12 protein-coding genes are annotated in these 19,541 nt (G+C 59.6%); 1 reads left to right on the forward strand and 11 read right to left on the reverse strand.

The window, feature by feature from the left end; genetic code table 11:
• Positions 1–6: 6 nt before the first annotated feature.
• From J2X71_RS23085 to J2X71_RS23125, 9 genes are all read right to left on the reverse strand, one after another.
• Positions 7–8,526: a GH36-type glycosyl hydrolase domain-containing protein gene (locus J2X71_RS23085; protein ID WP_310385417.1), complete on the reverse strand. Its 8,520-nt coding sequence runs from the start codon at positions 8,524–8,526 to the stop codon at positions 7–9.
• 550 nt (positions 8,527–9,076) lie between these two features.
• Positions 9,077–9,241: a hypothetical protein gene (locus tag J2X71_RS23090; protein WP_310385419.1), complete on the reverse strand. Its 165-nt coding sequence runs from the start codon at positions 9,239–9,241 to the stop codon at positions 9,077–9,079.
• A gap of 132 nt (positions 9,242–9,373) precedes the next feature.
• Positions 9,374–9,562: a hypothetical protein gene (locus tag J2X71_RS23095; protein ID WP_310385421.1), complete on the reverse strand. Its 189-nt coding sequence runs from the start codon at positions 9,560–9,562 to the stop codon at positions 9,374–9,376.
• Positions 9,563–9,724: 162 nt separating this feature from the next.
• Positions 9,725–10,474 carry an ABC transporter ATP-binding protein gene (locus tag J2X71_RS23100; protein WP_310385423.1) on the reverse strand — a complete coding sequence of 250 codons (750 nt, stop codon included), beginning with the start codon at positions 10,472–10,474 and terminating at the stop codon, positions 9,725–9,727.
• On the reverse strand, positions 10,471–11,304 hold the full coding sequence (locus J2X71_RS23105; protein ID WP_310385425.1) for an ABC transporter ATP-binding protein: 834 nt from the start codon (positions 11,302–11,304) through the stop codon (positions 10,471–10,473). The genes J2X71_RS23100 and J2X71_RS23105 overlap by 4 nt, the downstream gene beginning before the upstream one ends.
• Positions 11,301–12,236, reverse strand: a complete 936-nt coding sequence (locus tag J2X71_RS23110; RefSeq protein ID WP_310385427.1) for an ABC transporter permease — start codon at positions 12,234–12,236, stop codon at positions 11,301–11,303. The genes J2X71_RS23105 and J2X71_RS23110 overlap by 4 nt, the downstream gene beginning before the upstream one ends.
• Positions 12,233–13,300, reverse strand: a complete 1,068-nt coding sequence (locus J2X71_RS23115; RefSeq protein WP_113319862.1) for an ABC transporter permease — start codon at positions 13,298–13,300, stop codon at positions 12,233–12,235. Before J2X71_RS23115 ends, J2X71_RS23110 begins: the two co-directional genes overlap by 4 nt.
• Before the next feature lie 21 nt (positions 13,301–13,321).
• On the reverse strand, positions 13,322–14,962 hold the full coding sequence (locus tag J2X71_RS23120; protein ID WP_310385431.1) for an ABC transporter substrate-binding protein: 1,641 nt from the start codon (positions 14,960–14,962) through the stop codon (positions 13,322–13,324).
• A 44-nt stretch (positions 14,963–15,006) separates the two neighbouring features.
• Positions 15,007–16,065 carry a dipeptidase gene (locus J2X71_RS23125; protein WP_310385433.1) on the reverse strand — a complete coding sequence of 353 codons (1,059 nt, stop codon included), beginning with the start codon at positions 16,063–16,065 and terminating at the stop codon, positions 15,007–15,009.
• Between the two features lie 210 nt (positions 16,066–16,275).
• On the opposite strand from J2X71_RS23125, the gene J2X71_RS23130 reads away from it, so the two are divergent.
• Positions 16,276–16,827: an NUDIX domain-containing protein gene (locus J2X71_RS23130; protein WP_310385435.1), complete on the forward strand. Its 552-nt coding sequence runs from the start codon at positions 16,276–16,278 to the stop codon at positions 16,825–16,827.
• A 54-nt stretch (positions 16,828–16,881) separates the two neighbouring features.
• Here J2X71_RS23130 and J2X71_RS23135 read toward each other — a convergent pair whose 3' ends face one another.
• Complete coding sequence (locus J2X71_RS23135; protein WP_310385437.1) at positions 16,882–17,907, reverse strand: ABC transporter permease; 1,026 nt, start codon at positions 17,905–17,907, stop codon at positions 16,882–16,884.
• Positions 17,908–17,941: 34 nt separating this feature from the next.
• Positions 17,942–19,483: a sugar ABC transporter ATP-binding protein gene (locus J2X71_RS23140; protein WP_310385439.1), complete on the reverse strand. Its 1,542-nt coding sequence runs from the start codon at positions 19,481–19,483 to the stop codon at positions 17,942–17,944.
• Positions 19,484–19,541 lie beyond the last annotated feature (58 nt).

Here is a 19,541-nt window from a genome sequence, read left to right on the forward strand (position 1 = left end):
GGAAAATCAGCTTGGAGATTGCTGTTGTCCGACCGGATATCCCTCGTGGGGATTGGCGACTTCGCTGCCGTTTATCGACAGAGTGTAGCCTTCAGCATTGGACGCTTTTGAGACCGAAATGCGGTATTTGCTTCCGTCGCGTTCGATCTCTGCCGCAAACCCGTCCCAATTGGAAGGGAGCGACGGGTTCACAAAAAGTTGTCCACCCTTTAGCCGGATACCGAGGATACCTTCCACCGCCGCGCGGTAGAGCCAGCCGGCCGAGCCGGTGTACCAGGTCCAGCCACCGCGCCCGACATAGGGCGCATGGCCATAGACATCAGCCGCCACGACATAGGGCTCGACGCGATACCGTTCGGCCGCCGCCTTGTCCAGCGAATGGGTGATCGGATTGAGGATCTGGAAGCAACGCAGGGCATCGTCACCCCGCTTCAATTCCGCCAGCGCCATGACCACCCAGGTCGAGGCGTGTGTGTACTGGCCACCATTCTCGCGAACGCCCGGCGGATAGGCCTTGATATAGCCTGGATCCTTTAGCGACCTTTCAAAAGGCGGTGTGAAGAGGCGGATGATCCGTGCATCTTCGTCAACCAGCCGGTCGAGCACCGCATCCATCGCCTTGATGGCCCGCTTCGGATCACCTTCACCTGAGAGCACGCTCCAGGACTGTGCAATCGAATCGATCTGGCATTCCAGGCTCTCCTTCGAACCGAGCGGCGTGCCGTCATCGAAAGTGCCACGGCGGTAATAATCGCCGTCCCAGGCAGCGCTTTCGAGCGCCTTCTTGAGTTCGATGAGATGAGCCTTCCAGCGCTTCGCACGGGCCTTGTCGCCCCGGTCTTCGGCATACGGTATGAAAGAGCGCAATGTGCCGGCAAGGAACCAGCCAAGCCAGACACTCGTGCCACTGCCGCCGATGCCGACGCGATTCATCCCGTCATTCCAGTCGCCACCGAGGAAGAGCGGCAGGCCGTTCGTTCCCTTGCGAGCAATGGCGAGATCGATCGCCCGGGCTGCATGTTCATAGATGCTTACCGTATCCTCGGATATTTCCGGCTTGAAGAAGGAGTCATGCTGACCCTCCAGCAGCGCCGGACCTTCGAGGAAGGCAAGCTGCTCGTCGAGTACGCTCTTGTCACCGCTGACACGGCAATAATGATCGATCGCATAGGCGAGCCACACGACATCGTCGGAGATCATGGTGCGTACGCCGGCTCCCGTCCCCGGCAGCCACCAGTGCTGTACGTCCCCCTCGCGGAACTGGCGCGAGGCCGCATTGATGATCTGGCCTCGCGCAAGCGCAGGCTCCTGCAGCACGAAGGCGAGCGTATCCTGCAACTGGTCGCGGAAGCCGAAGGCGCCGCTCGCCTGGTAGAAGGCCGTCCGGGCCATGATGCGGCAGCCGAGGCTCTGATAGGGCAGCCAGGTATTGACGAGGTTGTTCATGCCTTGATCCGGCGTCGAGATCTGCAGCTTGCCGGTGAACTCCTGCCAAAAGCCCCGGTTCGCCTGCACCGCTTCATCGAACGAGGCCTTTCTGATATCGGCAAGCAGGGCGCGCGCCTCCTCTTCGGTGGACGCATCACCCAGGAAGAAAGTGACGTCGCGCGCTTCGTCAGCGCCGAGCTCGATATCGATCGCAAGGATCGCCGCTGGATCGCCTTCAAGATCCGTGGAGCCGGAAAGAGCAGCGGCTGCAGTCACGGCGACAGGCGCCTCAATCGTCCCGCTCTTGCCGATGAACTCGCGACGGCTTGCCGAGAAACTCGAAACCGTCTCGCTTACGGCGAGGAAGGCGGTGCGACCCGAATAGTCGATGCTGTAGGGGTTCGTCGCAAACAGCGCGCCTGTCTCTTCGTCACGTTTCGACAGGATGAAAGAGGCGGTCTTCTGCGGATTATTCCCAAGGACCCATTCCACATATGCGTAGAGCCTGAGCTTGCGGCTTGCCGAACCGGTGTTACGCAGACGCAGGCGCTGCAGCTTCACCGGCTTCTCGCGATGCACGGTCTGCGTCACTTCCAGCGCGATCTCGTGCTGCGTGCTGGAGAAAGTAGAGTAACCGAGACCGTGGCGCGCTTCGAAGCTGATATCGTTGCGACGGGAGAGCCCTGCAAACGGCGTCATGACCGCGCCACTTTCGAGGTCCGCTATGTAGAGGGCTTCGCCGGAACGGTTGATGACTGCATCGTTCGACCAGGAGGTGAGCTGGTAATCACGCGAATTGACGCTCCAGGTGAAACCGGCACCTTCCGCCGATACATGGAAGCCGAACCGGTCATTCGAGATGACATTGATCCAAGGCTGCGGCGTCGCCTGTCCGCCCGGCAGGCGCACGACATATTCACGGCCGTCGCGGGCAAAGCCACCGATGCCATTCCAGAAGTCGAGATCGCCTTCCTCCTCAATGGCAATAGTCTTGATAGCCGGGGCAGGTAGAGGCGGTATGCGCTTGACCGGCGTCTCCGTGTCCTCTGGCTCCTCCTTGACAGGGGTAAACAGCAGGCGGGCGCGGTTGATCTGATCAACCACCTTACCGTTCTTCGCATGCAGCGTTACGCGCGAGGCGGCGATCAGTGCCTGATAGGTGCCCTCTTCCATTAGATCCTTACGGACTGCGAAGATGTGCTGGCGCAGACCATCGGCCTGGCCCATGCGGCGCACGCCCTCGCACATGGCGTCGAGCGCGTGCTGCATATCCTGTGCATAGGAAGAGGCCCGTTCGTTCATGATGACGAGATCGGCGGTCACCCCGCGTGAACGCAGATATTCCTGCGCCAGCAGCGCTTCGCGGGCGATTTCGAGATCCATTTCGTCATCGATGCGCAGCGTGAAGATCGGGAAATCGCCCGAAATCGCCAGCGGCCAGAGCGCCGACTGCGACTGCATGCCGGCCCGGACGGCGCCATAGTCGCCGCGAAGCTGCATGTCGGGATAGACAAGATAGCGGCCGAGATACTGGAACGCTGCCGCCTGCTGCGAACTGACACCGACATGGCGCATCTGCACCTGTGTACGCGTCCAGGCCTGGATGAGTTCGTGGTTGAAGGCATCCGGATGGCGATAGCGATCGATGGCCTTATCCACCTCGGCACGGCTAGGTGCTGCAATCGTCCAGAAGATCACGCTGACCTTCTTGCCAGCCGGCACGCGCACAGTCCGGCGCAACGACAGGACAGGATCCAGCGTGAAACCATCGGTGCCGGAAAGGCTGGCACCCGGATCAAAAGCAGCAGCATTCGAAAGGCTGCGGCCACGACCGATGAACGTCCTCCGCTCGGTTTCGAATTCCGTATGTCGCGTATTCCCGGCGTTGTCGACGATCAGATGTGCGATACTCATATTCGCTTCGTTCGGATCACGCTTGTTGCGCTCGGCGCGGATGACGTCGCCGCGCGTGTCGATCTCCGTTTTGACGAACATGCGGGCGAAAGCCGGGTGCGCGTTGTCCGTGTCGTCGGATGTGATGACCGGTTCTAGATAGGACGTCACTTCGACGAAGCGATCTTCCGCACCTATGTTGAACAGTGTCAGGCGGCGGGCTTCCGCATCATGCTCGGTGGCAACGATACATTCAACCTCACTCATAAGTTCGCCAAGAACCTTGCTGAACACGGCCTTCTCGTCAGCAAATTCCACTCGAACCGTTTCGCCCTCCACGCTCTTCGGCTCTGATGTTGCCGACCACCATTCATTGGTCACCGTATCGCGCAGGAAGATGAAATTGCCCCAGCGGTCTTCGGTCGGATCTGGCTTCCAGCGGGAGACGGATAGACCGTTCCAGCGGGCATAACCCGCGCCCGTTGCCGTCAGCATCAGGGAATAATGGCCGTTCGACAGGAAGACGAGCTCTCGTTCGCGCGATGCAGGATCGGCGATTTTACGGATGACGGGCCGCATCAACTCGTCCTGGATGCTGGCGGGTGTATCGGATTCATCCTTGCCGCTCATGACCGGGATGTCGCGCGGCGCTTTTTCCTGCAGCAGCAGTTCGGCCGCTTCGATGACCGGATCCGAGTGGAACAGTTCACGCAGATGGCCGTTGAAGGCGACGTTGGCGACGGCCGCGATCGACATGCCGTGATGGTGGGCGTAGTAGTTGTAGACAACTGCACACGTCTTGCCCTCAGGTACGCGTGTCGGCGTGAAGTCGACGGCGTCGTGAAAGCCGAACTTGCCGAGAGCGCCGAGCTTGCGAAGCCTCTGCAGGTTTTCGAGCGATGCTTCCGGGTCATATTGGCTGGCGAGCAGCGATGCATAAGGTGCGATGACGGCATTGTGGCCGAGACCGCGCTTGAGGCCGAGCGTCGGCACGCCGAAGTTCGTGTACTGATAGTTGAGGTTATGGTCGCGGGCATTGAAGGCCGCTTCCGAAATGCCCCAGGGCGTACCGAGCTTACGGGCATGGTTCATCTGTTCGACAATGACGAGATTGTTGGTCTGATTAAGGATGCCTCCGCCGCGCTCCTGCATGACGAGCGGGGGCATCAGATACTCAAACATCGAGCCGGACCACGAAACCAGCACGCCCCGAGAGCCGACCGGAACAACCTGGCGGCCAAGCTTGTACCAATGCTCCGTCGGCAGGTCGCCCTTAGCAATACCGAAGAGCGAGGTTAGCCGACATTCCGAGGCCAGAAGATCGTAGCAGGCCGCATCGAGCTCGCCGCTTTCCACGCGATACCCGATCGACAGCAGGCGACGCTCCGGACGGAATAGAAAGCCGAAATCCATCGAAAATGCGAGATCGCGGGCCTTGTCGCGGAGCGCGACCAGACGGGGGCGCAACGCATCGATATTGGAAAGGTCGAAGGTACTATCGGAGATATGTGCCTCGCAGACCTTGACCAGCGAGGCCGCCCACAACGTGACCTCTTCCGTCTGCTTCGACTTCACCTCGTGATGCAGGTTGCCGGCAAGGTGCTGGATGTCGCGCGCCAGAACGGCAAGGTTGATGACACGGATCGAGGCAAATTCGTGCTCGCGCTTGACAGCGGCAAGCGCATTCTGGAAACCGGCAATACGCTCTTCCAGACGGCGGCGCAGCGGCCGCACGGTCTTGCGGTCGTCAGGCAGGTCGGCAAGCACTTCACCAAGAATGCCGGCCGTGTCACCAACACCGTCGAGATTGCCCTGGACATGTGCTGAGGGTGCTTCCGCCCAGTCGCGGCAGGCCGAGGAAATGGCAATCAGGTGACCGGCGAGATTGCCGCTGTCGACCGCCGAAACGTAGCGAGGTCCAAGCGTCTGCAGCGTATCGGTGTGATACCAGTTGAAGAGATGGCCACGGAATTTTTCCATTCGGTCGACCGTGGCGATTGTCTGCTCCAGGCGCTCGATCGTCTCCTCGAAGGAGAACCAGCCGAAATGGCGGCCGGAAATGACGGACAGGAGATAGACGCCAATATTTGTGGGCGAAGTGCGCGTCGCCACGATGACGTGGGGCGTTTCCTGGACGTTGTCGGGCGGCAGATAGTTCTGCTCCGCCGTCGTGAAGGTTTCGAAGTAGCGCCAGGTGCGGCGCGCGATCTTGCGCAGCTCGCTGGAGACCCCATCCGGCACGTCGAGCCGGTCTTCCGTCTCGGCCGACTGGCTTACGTACCAGGCGACGACGGGCGAACAGATCCAGAGGAGCGCAAAGGGAACGCCGACGAGGAATGAGTCATTTCCCGACAACGCGGCGAAAGCGACCGACAGAATAGCCAGAACCGGAGCATGCCACATCGCTCTATAATAGGAGAGGATGGTACCCTGCCTGCCGGCCCCGACGCTGGCCGCAGTGCGCCACTGCAAGAGCAACTTGCGGCTGACGAAGAGACGATAGAGCGATCGGCCGATCGCATCCACCATCATGCTGACGGTGTCGGCGATGAAGATGATGCGCAGCGCCACCTGGGCATCGGCAGCCGCAATATCCGACCAGACAGTATAAAGATGGGCACTGGCGACAATATCGCTGCTGCGCGGAATGATGCCATTGATGAGCGAAAGGGTTGGCGCCACGAACAGGCAGAAAATCAGCAGGATCTGCCAGATCAGCGCCCCAAATGGCTCCATCAGATACCAGCCGAGCACGGAAGCGAGGAACCAGGCGATCGGTGTCAGCGACCGGCGCAGATTGTCGAACATCTTCCAGCGCCCGAGCGCGGTGACGCCGTGTTTCGGACTGAACATATAGGGCAGAAGCTGCCAATCGCCGCGCACCCAGCGATGCTGGCGCGAGGTTTCGACCTCGTAGCGTACCGGAAAGTCCTCGACGAGTTCGAGATCGGTGACGAGTGCGCAACGTGCCATCGAACCTTCGAGAAGGTCATGGCTGAGCACCGAATTCTCCTCGATACGCCCCTTCAGTGAAGCCTCGAAGGCATCGACATGATAGAGGCCCTTGCCGGTGAATGTGCCTTCGCCGGCAAGATCCTGATAGACATCCGAAACCGTGAAAACATAGGGATCGAGACCGCGATTGATCGAAAAGACGCGTTGAAAGACTGACGCATCCTTGCCCGTCGTCAGCGACGGTGTGACGCGCGGCTGCAGAATGCCGTAGCCGCTTTCGACACGCCCGCTTTCCGGGTTAATGACCGGGCGGTTGATCGGATGATGGAGCTTGCCGACGAGTTTCGTGACGGTATCGCGCATCAGGCGCGTATCGGCATCGAGCGTCATGACATATTCTATGTCGGCCGGCACGGTGTTGGCGCCTGGCAGATAGGTCGTATCGCGGTCGCCGCGCAGCAGCAGGTTCAACTCGTGCAGCTTGCCGCGCTTGCGCTCCCAGCCCATCCACACCCCTTCAGATGGATTGTAGAGGCGGCGGCGATGCAGCAGATAGAAGCGCGTCTTGCCGTCATGGGCATAGCGGGCTGAGAGATTAGCGACCTCCCGGCGTGCATATTCCAACACTTCGAGATCGGCGGAAGTTTCCTCAACCTCGCTATCCGGCCAGTCGCTGAGCAGCGCGAAATAGATCTCGCCGCGCGGATTGGCGAGATAATGGACCTCGAGATTACGGACCATCTCATCGACGCTATCGCGATCAGAAATCAGGCACGGCACGACGAGGAGCGTGCGCGCATCCTCCGGAATGCCCTGTTTGAACTCATAACCGACAAGCCGCGCCGGCGTGACGAAGAAAGAGAGAACAGTGTTGAAAAGCCCGCTCGCACCTTCCGAGGCCGGCAACGCGAACAGGATGAGCAGCAGCGCGATTTCAACCGATCCCATGCCGGCATTGGCCATGAACCCGCCGACGATCCCGATGGCGATGATCGTGATCAGCGCGACCGGAATGGCGATCGCCATCCAATTGAATTTGCGCACCGCGCGAATGACGTGCTGCGCCAACGTCGGGCGGTAGTCTGCGCGCTCTTCGAATTTTAGGCGTTGAGCGCCCGCAATGAAGCCCCCAATATCAGGCTCATGCGGCCGCGGCTCATCGGAAAGCCTGGCCTCAGACACCATATCGACAGCAAGCTGGGCGATTTGCACCTCGCTCAGCGGCGAGCGCCTGGCAAGCCTTTCGATCTGCCGGCGATAGCTGTTGCGCGAACCGGAATCGAGAGCACCGTATTGGGACTGATCCCAGAGCAGCCTGTCGACGTGGCTGACCTGCTCGACCCAGACCGACCACTCCGCATCGTTGATCTCGCGCAGGCTGCGGATGATGTTACCCATCGTGACATTGCCGGCGGAGAGGCGGCTATGCTCCGCCATCATCGCTTCCTCGCTGTCACGCCCAAGCTTTTCCAAGCGCTCGTCGAGCCAGGAGATCGCCAGGCTCGAAGTCTGCGAACCATCACGCATGCGGTAGAGGAATTGGGTCGAGAAAGTGTTATCCTCAGCAAGCTCTTCCAGCGTCTTCAGATAGGCGGCAGCCTTTGCGGTGTCGGCGAGACGCACCAATTCGTTGGCGGCCTCGTTGGCGCGACGGCGCAGGCGGCGGCTGCGCTCGACGCGGCTCGAAATACGACGGAGGTTTTCAACCAGCACGTAGCGCACCAGCGACGGCAGCGCCCAGAGCTCACCAATCTTGAGGGTTTCGTGCTGCTGGAAGCCGTCGACCAGTGCTGTCAGGCTTTCCTGTGAAATAGTGCCGTGAGTATGGGCGACATAGAGCCAGGCCAATACGAGCGTGCGCGGGATTTCGACGCCGCTGACTTTCATGAGTGGTAGCTCTTGATAGAACCGGCGCGGAAAGTCGCGGCGGACTTCCTGAATTGCCTCCTCGACGATGTAGTGATTGTCCAGCAGCCATTCGGCAGCCGGCGTGATCGCCTCCCCGGCCTCGGCATCGGTCGCAGTCGTGCGGTAGACGCGCAGGATTTCCTTCTCATTTTCCTTGTGGCGCGCGAAGAAATCGAACGCTGCGAAGCCTGGCAACTCGCTCACGGTGCCGCAGGCGACGCTTTCGCCCATGGCCCTGATGTCCTCGTTGGACAGATAAGTTGAGCGGATCGAATCACTGTGGTCGATCTGCTTGTTCTCAGGCTCGTGCGGCGGGCTCGGAGACGGACTTGAAATGGCCATGGGTTCGGTTCTGGATCCAAACGACGTTATGATTTCGGCTAGGTTCTGCATTGCTTATGATGACTCTCGCATGAACGGGCCGATCATCTTCGAAGTCGGGAAAAGCAAGATAAACGGACGGTCGGCGCGCTCTGGAGCAACGGACCGACCGGCTTCGGACGTAACTTTGCGACCGCTCATGGCCGACTTATGCCCTCCCTGCGAAGCCACCCGGGAAAGTTGGACATTCTTGCGATAATTCAAGTCAAAGGAACTGTTTCTCCGCTGCCCTTCCGCCGGCGTGAAAAAGGCGCATAGACATATCCATGCGCCTCGCACGGCGTTCACGGCACTATCAGCGCCTCACGCCTACTTTCCGGAATGGGCTAGACTGCGTGGAACAGGTAAAGAAGGATGATGGGGATTGGGATACCGCAAGATGCCTTTCATAACACTCTCTCCCTGAACAACACCGAAGTGTCAGGAGAATGCCAGCGCATCCCAATTGTTCCGGACAGGAAAATATTCAATCAAATAGGCGCCATCAGTTAGCGCCTCGAACGCGCAGGCGTCAGCCGACGATGCCGCAAACCATAGCGACGACAAAAAGGAATGCCGCCGTAAAAAATGTTGCATGGATCGCGGTCTGGATTCTGTGCCGCGTGGTGACCGGCTTCTTTGCCGGTACGGATCCGTACTGGTTCACATGAGTATGTGAAATACCCAGATTTGCCATGTGTCGCCTCCGCCTGTTTGTTTTGCGGCCGAATTGCCAGCTCGCATTTATATTCTTATATTCCCTATAAGGTAGGTAGAGATAAAATTCCGTCCAGAGCAGACGGAAGAGAAAATCCACCCAGGCGTCAACTCAGCAGAGCGTGCGCCATGCCCAGATCCAGGAACGCTCGACGGCGCTGTCGCTCTGGGGTGCATTGGGGGATGTTTCGATCAACCGGCGATCCTTTTCCGCCGGGATAGTCACGGAGGTGGTATCCCTCCGCTCGACCTTAACAGGAGGATCGAGGTAACCCATGGTCATCCCACCGAGAAAGAACATGCCTCAACCTCCATCGATCACGAAAGCTAACGGTCGTTAACGGGATCATGACAGAACTAAGGCAGCTGTCAATAGTCTAGTCGAATGGTCGTGTTTTAGGGAAACATTATCCTTAACGCCGACAGCATGCGAGAATTTTCAAAGGCTTGAAAATATTGGCTTTCAAGCCTTCACGAAACCTTTGCTCGCGATCATCAAATTTCGCGTGTACTCCTCGTGAACGCTCCCGGCGGCAAGTTCGGCCGATGTCAGCCGTTCAACAACAGCACCGCCGCGCATCACGGCAAGCCTCTTGCACATATGGGTGATGACCCCAAGATCGTGGCTGACCATGACGAATGTCAGTTTCCGGTCCCGCCGGATCTGCTCAAGGAGATTGAGAACCTCCGCCTGTACGGAGGCGTCGAGCGCCGATGTCGGCTCATCGAGCAGCAGGATGGATGGTTCGACAATCAATGCGCGGGCGATCGCCACACGCTGCCGCTGGCCTCCGGAAAGCTGATGCGGGTAGCGGAAGCGAAAACCATTGCCGAGCCCGACTTCGTCGAGCGCCCGGGCGATGCGTTTCTCGCTGTCGCTAATGCCGTGAATGGCGAGCGGCTCCAGCAGCAGCCGGTCGACGGTCTGGCGAGGATGCAGCGAACCGTAGGGATCCTGGAAGACCATCTGGACGCTTCGATAGAAGCCTTTGCTACGTTTCGAGCCTTTCAGCGGCTCGCCATGAATGCGGATCGCTCCCTCGCTGACAGGCGCAAGCCCGGCGACCGCGCGCAGCAGCGTCGACTTGCCCGAGCCGGACTCACCGACAAGGCCGAAGGATTCGCCGCTTTCGATGGAAACGCTCACATCCTTCAACGCATGGAAATGGTCGTAGACGACACCCAGATGGTCTGCAGACAGCGCCGTACTCATAGAGCCCACTCCGGCTTGCGGTCGAGAACCGGCAGCGGATGCCTGTCTTCACCGATCTGCGGCATGCAATTCAGCAGGCCCTGCGTATAGGGATGCTTCGCGTTGCGAAGCTCGGATGCGGCGATCTCTTCGACAATACGACCGGCATACATGACGATGACACGGTCGCAGAAAGAGGAGACGAGCCTCAGATCGTGGGAGACGAAGATCAGCCCCATGCCGCGCTCGGACACCAGCCGGTCCATGATCCTCAAGACATCGAGCTGGACTGTTACGTCGAGGGCCGAAGTGGGTTCGTCGGCGATCAGCAGCTCCGGGCCGGCGATCAACATCATGGCGATCATCGCGCGCTGGCCCATGCCACCCGAAACCTCATGCGGATAAAGATCGAAGACGCGGTTGGGATCGCGGATCTGTACCGCTTCCAGCATGTCGAGCGCACGGTCTCGCGCCTCGCCTTTGCCGACCTTCTCATGAGTGCGCAATGTTTCGCAGATCTGCTTGCCGATGGTCATGACGGGATCGAGCGAATATTTCGGATCCTGCAGGATCATGGCGATACGTTTGCCGCGCAGCCTGCGCCGTTCGGCAGCCGAAGCCTTGAGGAGATCGAGGCCGCTGAAATCCAGCGTGTCGGCGGTGACCACACCGTGCGTCGGTGTCAGCCCCATGATGGCGCGGCCGGTCTGCGACTTGCCGGAGCCAGATTCGCCGACGATGCCGAGACGCTCCTTGCCGAGCATGAAAGACACGCCGCGCACGGCCTCGATAACACCGGTGCGGGTCGGATAGCTGACACGCAGGTTTTCGACGGTCAGAAGCGAGCTCATTGGCCGGCCTCCTTCGGATCGAGCGCATCGCGCAGGCCGTCACCCAACAGGTTGAAGCCGAGGCTGACGACGAGGATGGCAATGCCGGGCATGGCCGCGACCCACCACTGGTCGAGGATGAAGCGGCGCCCGGAGGCGATCATTGCACCCCATTCCGGCAGTGGCGGCTGTGCGCCGAGGCCGAGGAAGCCGAGGCCGGCGGCCGTGAGGATGATGCCCGCCATGTCGAGCGTCACGCGCACGATCAGCGAGGAGATGCAAAGCGGCATGACATGCCTGATAATGATGCGCAGCGGCGAGGCGCCCATCAGCTTGACCGCCGAGATATAGTCGGAGCGCCGGACCGTTAGTGTTTCGGCGCGGGCGATGCGCGCATAAGGTGGCCAGGAGGTGATGGCGATGGCGATGATGGCGTTCTGGATGCCGGGCCCGAGGGCTGCGACGAAGGCAAGCGCCAGCACGAGCTTCGGGAAGGCAAGGAAGATATCGGTGATACGCATCAGCGTCGCATCCACCCATCCTCCGGCATAGCCCGACACAGTGCCGACGATGAGTCCAACAGGCGCGGAGATGATGGCGACCAGCACGACCACCAGCAATGTCAGCCGCGAGCCATAAACGAGGCGTGAGAAGATATCGCGGCCCTGATCGTCGGTGCCGAGCAGATAGCCGGCGCTGCCGGGCGGCAGCAGGCGGGCATTCATGAGATCGCCGACAACGGGATTGTGGGTGGCGATCAGATTGGCAAAGGCAGCAATCAGTAGCAGCGCCACGATGATCAGCAGGCCGACGACGGCAAGCCGGTTTGCCGTAAACTGCCGCCAGGTAACGTAGGCGCGGCCGAGCCGGGCCTGCATGCGTGACTGCGGCCGGTCGGACAGCAACCAGTCACGGCGGCTCAAGGGCGTGGAAGGCGTGGTCGGAACCGTCATCGGTTGCGCGTCCTCGGGTCGAGTATCCGATAGAGAAGATCGGAAATAAGGTTGATGCCGACAAAGACCGTGCCGATGACGATCGTGCCGCCAAGTACGGCGTTCATGTCGGCGTTTTGCAGCGAGTTGGTGATGTAGAGGCCGATGCCCGGCCAGGAGAAGACCGTTTCCGTCAGCACCGAGCCTTCAAGCAGGCCCGCATAGGAAAGCGCTATGACGGTGACGAGCGGCACCGCCGCATTTCTCAGCGCATGACCCCAGATCACCCGCGTTTCCGATAGGCCCTTGGCGCGGGCTGCCACCACATATTCCTGCGACAACTCGTTCAGCATGAAGCTGCGGGTCATACGGCTGATATAGGCGAGCGAGAAATAGCCCAGCAGCGAGGCCGGCAGGATGATGTGGCGGAAGACGTCATAGAAAACATCCCACTGCCCCTGCCAGGCACTATCGAGGAGATAGAAGCCGGTGACCGGCGTAAAACTGTACTCATAGACGATGTCGATACGGCCGGGGAAAGCCACCCAGCGCAGCCGCGCATAGAAGATGACGAGCGAGATCAGCGCCAGCCAGAAGATCGGCACCGAATAGCCGACGAGGCCGATGACGCGCACGACCTGGTCGGCAATGCTGCCGCGGCGCACGGCAGCGAGAACGCCAAGCGGCACACCGACAACAGAGCCGATGATCGTGCCGACGGTCGCAAGTTCCAGCGTCGCAGGGAAGACGCGGCGAATATCGACCATGACCGGATTGGTGGTCAGGACGGAATTGCCGAAATCACCGGAAAGGATGCCTTTTAGATAGATATAGAACTGCTCGTAGAGCGGCAGGTCAAAGCCCATCTCGCGGCGGACTCGCTCCACGACATGGGTCGGCGCGCGGTCGCCGAGTATGGCGAGCACGGGATCGATCGGCACAACGCGGCCGATGAAGAAGGTGACGGCCAGAAGGCCGAGATAGGTGGTGGCGGCGGCGAAGAGGAAACGCCCCAGCGCCTTCGCAAAGGAGAGTGCACGGCCCTTGCGGGGCCGCGCCTCCTGTCTTGTTTCGACGATGCTCACTGGATCAGCCTAGCCGGCTCATCACTTCGAGATCGGGCCTACATAGTTCGTGTCGAAGCTGGGACCCAGCTTGAAGTCCTTGAGGCTCTTGCGATAGCCAGCCACTTCGATCTGCTGGAAGATGACGACGAAGGGGCTGTTGGCCAGGAACTTTTTCTGGACATCCTCATACATGGCCGCACGCTTAGCGGCGTCACGTTCAAGAAGGGCAGCCTTCGTTTCCTTGTCGAGCTCGGGCGCTTCCCAGGTATTGCGCCATGCGAGCGTCTTCACCGTACCGGCGTCGGAATTGTCCGGGTTGGATGTGAACGTGTCGGCGTTGGAGTTCGGGTCGAAATAGTCCGAGCCCCACTGGCCGATATATATATCGTGCGTGCGAGCGCGGTACTTGGTCAACGTCTGCTTGCCGTCACCGGGGATGATTTCCATCTTCACGCCGGCCTGGGCGAGTGTCTGTTGCATGGATTCGGCAATGCCGGTGACCGGCTGCGTGTTGCGCACATCCATGGTGACCGAGAAACCATCCGGCAGGCCGGCCTTGGCGAGCAGTTCCTTCGCCTTGGCAACATCGAGCTTGTAGGGGTTCTCATTCAGCGCACCGAGCTGGCCGGTCGGCAGGAAAGTCTGGTGGATCTCGCCGATGCCCTTGATGAGGGTCGCGCCGATTGCATCGTAGTCGACCAGATATTTGAAGGCTTCCTGGACCTCAGGCTTCTTCAGATTCTCGTTCTTCCCGTTAAGGCTGACATAATAGACCGTGCTCTTCGGCGCATTGGTCGTCGCCAGATCCGCATTTTTGGTCACGGCGTCGAGGTCACCGGGCTCCAGGTTGCGGGCGATATCGATATCACCGGCCTCAAGCGCCAGGCGCTGAGCGGAGCTTTCCTTCATGTAGCGGTAAATGACGCGATTAAGCTTTGCCTTCTCGCCGTAATAATTGTCGTTACGCTCCATGACGACGACTTCGTTGGCGCGCCACTCACGCAGCTTGTAAGCGCCGGAGCCGGCATAATTCGTCTTCAGCCACTCGTTGCCGAAGTCGTTGTCGTATTTGTGGTCGGCATCGACGGTGACCGGTTTCACATGATCGAGAACTAGCTTCTTGTCGACGACAGAAGCCACCGTTGCCGTCAGGCAGTTCAGTACGAAGCTCGGCGCATAGGCCTTGTCGACAGTGAAGGTGAAGGTGGTCGGATCGACGGCCTTTGCCTTTTCGGTGACGTTGTCGCCGGTCAAGCCGAACTGGGTGAGAATGAAGGCCGGGCTCTTGTCGAGCTTGACGGCACGCTCGAAGGACCAGGCAACGTCTTCGGCGGTAATCGGGTTGCCGGAAGCAAACTTCAGACCCGGCTTCAACTTGAACGTATAGGTCAGGCCGTCATCGGAAACCGTCCAGCTGTCGGCGAGATCCCCCTTGATCTTTGACGTGTCGTTCATGTCGAGACGAACAAGCAGGCTGTAGGTGTTGCTGGTGACTTCCGCAGTCGAAAGCTCGAAAGCTTCGCCCGGATCCATCGTGATGATGTCATCGATGGCAAAACCTTCAACGAGCGTGTCCTTTGGCGTCTCTGCGAAGGCAGCGGGCGCTGCTACCATCAGGAGCGAAAGGGCAGCCCCTGCGGAAAGAAGGCGGAAGCTGCGGTTGAGTTTGGTAATCATCATGGTTTGTTCCCCTGTTTTGATTGATTACTAAGTATTATTTGGTTTCAGGCGTCCTCTTCCCTCCACGCCGAAGCCAGAATGCGAAGCCAGTTTTCGCTGGCCATTTTGGTCAAGTCCTCCTCACCATAGCCAGCTTGCCGGAGAGCGGCAATCAGCCTCTGGTTGCCCGAGGCATCACCGATTTCTTCCGGAATGGTAGCACCGTCAAAGTCCGAGCCGAGCGCAACGCAGTCGATCCCAACGCGGTTCACGAGATAGTCGATGTGGCGGATCATGTCGGAAAGCGGCGTATCGGCATCGGAGCGGCCGTCTGGACGAAGCATCGCCGTCGCATAATTCACGCCGACGAGGCCGCGACGCTCACGGATCGCATCGAGCTGCCTGTCGGTGAGGTTGCGCGCGACCGGCGTCAGCGCATGAACGTTGGAATGGCTGGCTACCAGCGGCTGATCGCTCGTCTTCGCCACATCCCAGAAGCCCTTCTCGGTGATATGGGCAAGGTCGATCATGATTCCGAGGCGATTGCACTCGCGCACCAGCGCGAAGCCGGCTTCCGTCAGACCCGGCGCCGTATCCGGCGAGCTCGGGAAGGCAAAGGGCACGCCATGACCGAAGATATTGTGCCGGCTCCACACCGGGCCGAGCGAGCGCAGCCCGGCGGCATAAAAAACATCAAGCGCAGCAAGATCGGCGCTGATCGCCTCGCAGCCTTCGATATGCATGACAGCAGCGAAAATGCCTGATGCCATCGCCTTACGGATATCTTTCACCGTGCGGCAGAGCCGCCAGGCGCCGGCACGGTCGAGCCGGAGCGCAATCGCCGCCATTTCCGTAGCAATTGTGAGCGACGGCAGTGGATCAAGGGGGGCAGCAAGCGGCGTTGCGTAGTGGCCGTTCCCATCCGGATCGGCAAAAACCAGATCGCCGGAGGGAATGTAGATGGCACAAAGGCCGCCCGCCAGACCGCCGGCCTTTGACCGCGGGGCATCTATATGGCCTGCGGTCGTACCGTTAGCAAATTCCGCAACCGGATCACTTCCGTCTTTCGCATGGGACCAGAGTCGAAGGAGAACGTCGTTATGACCGTCGAATACGAGTTGCATCTGCTTTCCTGCACTGCCCGAACGGGCGGATCGAAGCGGCAAGAATAGAAAAGCTGGCAGAAAGCGCCACCTATTTTTTTACAAATGCGCAATGGAGAAACCGTGCAATTTTGCGATGCAAAAAGGTAACGTCGCAAATACCTTGGATGCCGCAGTCCGCAGGCTCAACCGCCGCGGAACGTCTTTCTGCCAATGATCTGAGAGAACCCCATGAGTGAGGAAATTTTCCAGGCGCTTATTCGACAATACCCGGATGCCAGGCTGACGACAGCCGATCAGCCCTTGCCGGAAGCCGATTTTGAGACACAGAAACACAAGCACTTTTCCCGCCGGGCGTTGGGCGGAGCGATCGGCATCGTCCATAATGCCGGAGGCCAAATCGTCTTGGCGAAGAGAAGCGGTATGCATGCAGGCTGGTCTCTGCCGGGCGGAACGGTCGAAGAGGGCGAGGATTTCTCCGCCGCATTTCGCCGGGAGATATCTGAAGAGATCGGCGTGTCTTTGGATCTGATGGATCTGATCGAAGTCGAACGAAAAAAGTTTATTTCACCACAAGGCGAAACCTTCGATTTTCTGCTCACCGTCTTCGAAGCACGGATGCGTGAGGAAGAGCTGCCGGGACCAACGGATGACGCTATCGCGGAAGGGCTGGAAATCGCTCTCTTCTACCCGGCCGATATTCCTTCCGAGATGATTTTGGGTGATCGCGAGAAACTCCTGCAACATTTGAAGACATCGGGAGCGCTGGATCCTTCGTTGTGATCGCAGCCATTGCCCATGAAACAATGAAGGGGGCCGAAGCCCCCTTTTTCCGGTTCAGTGCTTGGTCCGTTTCTTCTGCCTGTAGACGTCGATGACGACGGCCGCGATGATGATGACGCCCTTGACGATTTCCTGGTAATAGGCGTCGATCCTCAGAAAAGTGAAACCTGACGTCATGACGCCGAGGATGATGGTGCCGATGACGGTGCCGGTGATGCGCCCGACGCCGCCGGTAAGCGAGGTGCCGCCGATGACGGTCGCGGCAATCGCGTCGAGTTCATACCCGACCCCCATGCTCGCTTGCGCGGTTTCAGCGCGCGCTGCCGTGACGATACCGGCAAGACCGGCAAGCAGTCCCGCGATCACGTAGACCTTGACGAGGTGCGCCTCGATATTGATGCCGGAAACGCGCGCAGCCTGCGGGTTCGCGCCGATGGCATAGGTGAACTTGCCATAGCGCGTGTAGCGCAGCGCAATATGAAAGATCAGCGCGACGACGAGGAAAACGACGACCGGCCACGCCTTGGTTCCAATGAAATGAAACTGCTCGGTAATGCCGGAAACCGGCTGTCCCTTCGTATACCACTTCGCCACACCTCTGGCCGAAACGAACATGCCGAGCGTTGCGATGAACGGCGGTATCTTCGTATAGGCAATGAGCGCACCGTTTATGAGACCGGCCGCCGCCCCGATCAGCAGGCCGATCATGATCGGCACGAGAGCCGGCAGGTCGGTCAGCGACGGGAAGACGGCTCGTCCCCAGGTAGAGGACTGGGCGAAGCTCGTTGCGATCATCGCTGTCATGCCGACGACCGAGCCCGACGAAAGATCGATGCCGCCGGTGATTATGACCTGGGTGACGCCGACGGCGATAATGCCGATGACGGAAACCTGCAGGATCATGATCGTTAGGCGCTGCGAGTTCAGAAGGAAGCTCTGGCCGATGAAGATCCAGCCAAGGATTTCGTAGATGAGCGCAATACCAACCAACACGAGGAAGATGCTGAGTTCCGGCGGCACACGCCGCCTTCTCGGCCGGGTTGCGAGCGGAGCCGTACCCTCTGCTGCCTTGGTAGTCATGTCAAACCTCCCTTTGGCGATCGCGGACAGCGCATCACTGCGCAGCCAGTTCCATCACCTTGATCTGCGTTGCTTCATCGCGATTGAGGAAACCGGTCACGCGTCCTTCATGCATGACCATGATGCGGTCGCTCATGCCGAGCACTTCGGGCATCTCGGACGAGATCATGATGATCGCCACGCCGTTTCGCGCCATTTCGGTGACCAGCCGATGAATTTCCGCCTTGGCGCCGACATCGATGCCGCGTGTCGGCTCGTCGAGGATCAGGATCTTCGGATGGGTGAGCAACCAGCGCCCGATCAGCACTTTCTGTTGATTGCCGCCCGAAAGATTCTCGACCCGCTCGTAAAGACTGGGCGTTTTCACGCGTAGCCTTTTTGCCATGTCTTCGCACGTCGCCTCGATCGCACCCTGCTGTACGAAGCCGCCCTTGACATATCTGTCCTGCAGGACGGCAATCTGCATGTTCTCCAGAACATCGAGGATCAGCAGGCAACCGGTGTCTTTCCGATCCTCGGTCAGAAACGCCATCTGGTGACGGATGGCCTCGGTCGGCGAGGATATGGTCACCGGCTTGCCGAAGAGTTCGACCGAACCGGAACTCGCCGGCGTTACCCCGAAAAGCGTTTCGGCGACGTTTGAGCGCCCGGAGCCGACGAGGCCGGCCACACCGAGAATCTCGCCGGCTCTCACTTCGAAGGAGACGTCGCGGAAGATCCTGTTGAGACAGAGATCCTTGACCGAGAGCACGACCTCGCCAATCGGCACCTCTTCCTTGGGGAACATCTGGGTGATCTCGCGCCCGACCATCATGCGGATGATGTCGTCGCGGGTGACATCAGTGGAAGCATGCGTGCCGATATATTTGCCGTCGCGGAAAACGGAGAACTCGTCGGCGATCTCGAAAAGCTCGTTCATCTTGTGGGTGATGTAGACGATGCCGATGCCTTGGGCCCTGAGATCCCGGATAATGCGGAAAAGATGCTCGACTTCGCGCTCGGTCAACGCCGAAGTCGGCTCGTCCATGATGAGGACGTCGGAATTGTAGGAAACCGCCTTGGCGATCTCTACCATCTGCCGGTTTGCGACCGAGAGATAGCGGACTTCGATATCAGGATCGATCGCGATATTGAGCCGGGCAAACAGCTCCTCGGTCATGCGATGCATCACGCCGTGATCGACGAAACCGAAGCGGTTCTTGGGCTCGCGGCGAATCCAGATATTTTCCGCAACCGTCATGAACGGCATCAGGTTCAGTTCCTGATGGATCATGGCGATGCCGTTTTCCAGCGCATCGAGCGGAGATTTCAACCGGATTTCGACCCCTTTCAGGCGGATATCGCCTTTGTCGGGCGTGTAGATGCCGGCGAGGATCTTCATCAGCGTCGACTTGCCGGCGCCGTTTTCCCCCATCAGCGCATGCACGGAGGCGCGCTTCAGCCGGAACTGCACGTCGTCGAGCGCGACGACGCCTGGAAATTCCTTGCGAACACCCTCTGCGCTCAAGAGATATTCCGCATTCGGAACTGCGCCGCTCGCGCGCACGGCGGCCATGGTTGACGGGCTGACGGCCATATCATCTCCTCCGGATACGGACAGGCTGAAAGGATGCGGGCAGAGCCCGCATCCTGCT

This window comes from Rhizobium sp. 1399 (assembly GCF_031455475.1).
Classification (GTDB): Bacteria; Pseudomonadota; Alphaproteobacteria; order Rhizobiales; family Rhizobiaceae; genus Rhizobium.

Excerpts from the sequence above, each read along its gene's own strand:
- J2X71_RS23125 (WP_310385433.1), bottom strand. The coding sequence starts at position 16,065 with ATGCAACTCGTATTCGACGGTCATAACGACGTTCTCCTTCGACTCTGG.
- J2X71_RS23105 (WP_310385425.1), bottom strand. The coding sequence starts at position 11,304 with ATGAGCTCGCTTCTGACCGTCGAAAACCTGCGTGTCAGCTATCCGACC.
- J2X71_RS23135 (WP_310385437.1), bottom strand. The coding sequence starts at position 17,907 with ATGACTACCAAGGCAGCAGAGGGTACGGCTCCGCTCGCAACCCGGCCG.
- J2X71_RS23130 (WP_310385435.1), top strand. The coding sequence starts at position 16,276 with ATGAGTGAGGAAATTTTCCAGGCGCTTATTCGACAATACCCGGATGCC.
- J2X71_RS23110 (WP_310385427.1), bottom strand. The coding sequence starts at position 12,236 with ATGACGGTTCCGACCACGCCTTCCACGCCCTTGAGCCGCCGTGACTGG.
- J2X71_RS23120 (WP_310385431.1), bottom strand. The coding sequence starts at position 14,962 with ATGATGATTACCAAACTCAACCGCAGCTTCCGCCTTCTTTCCGCAGGG.
- J2X71_RS23140 (WP_310385439.1), bottom strand. The coding sequence starts at position 19,483 with ATGGCCGTCAGCCCGTCAACCATGGCCGCCGTGCGCGCGAGCGGCGCA.
- J2X71_RS23085 (WP_310385417.1), bottom strand. The coding sequence starts at position 8,526 with ATGGCCATTTCAAGTCCGTCTCCGAGCCCGCCGCACGAGCCTGAGAAC.
- J2X71_RS23100 (WP_310385423.1), bottom strand. The coding sequence starts at position 10,474 with ATGAGTACGGCGCTGTCTGCAGACCATCTGGGTGTCGTCTACGACCAT.
- J2X71_RS23090 (WP_310385419.1), bottom strand. The coding sequence starts at position 9,241 with ATGGCAAATCTGGGTATTTCACATACTCATGTGAACCAGTACGGATCC.
- J2X71_RS23095 (WP_310385421.1), bottom strand. The coding sequence starts at position 9,562 with ATGTTCTTTCTCGGTGGGATGACCATGGGTTACCTCGATCCTCCTGTT.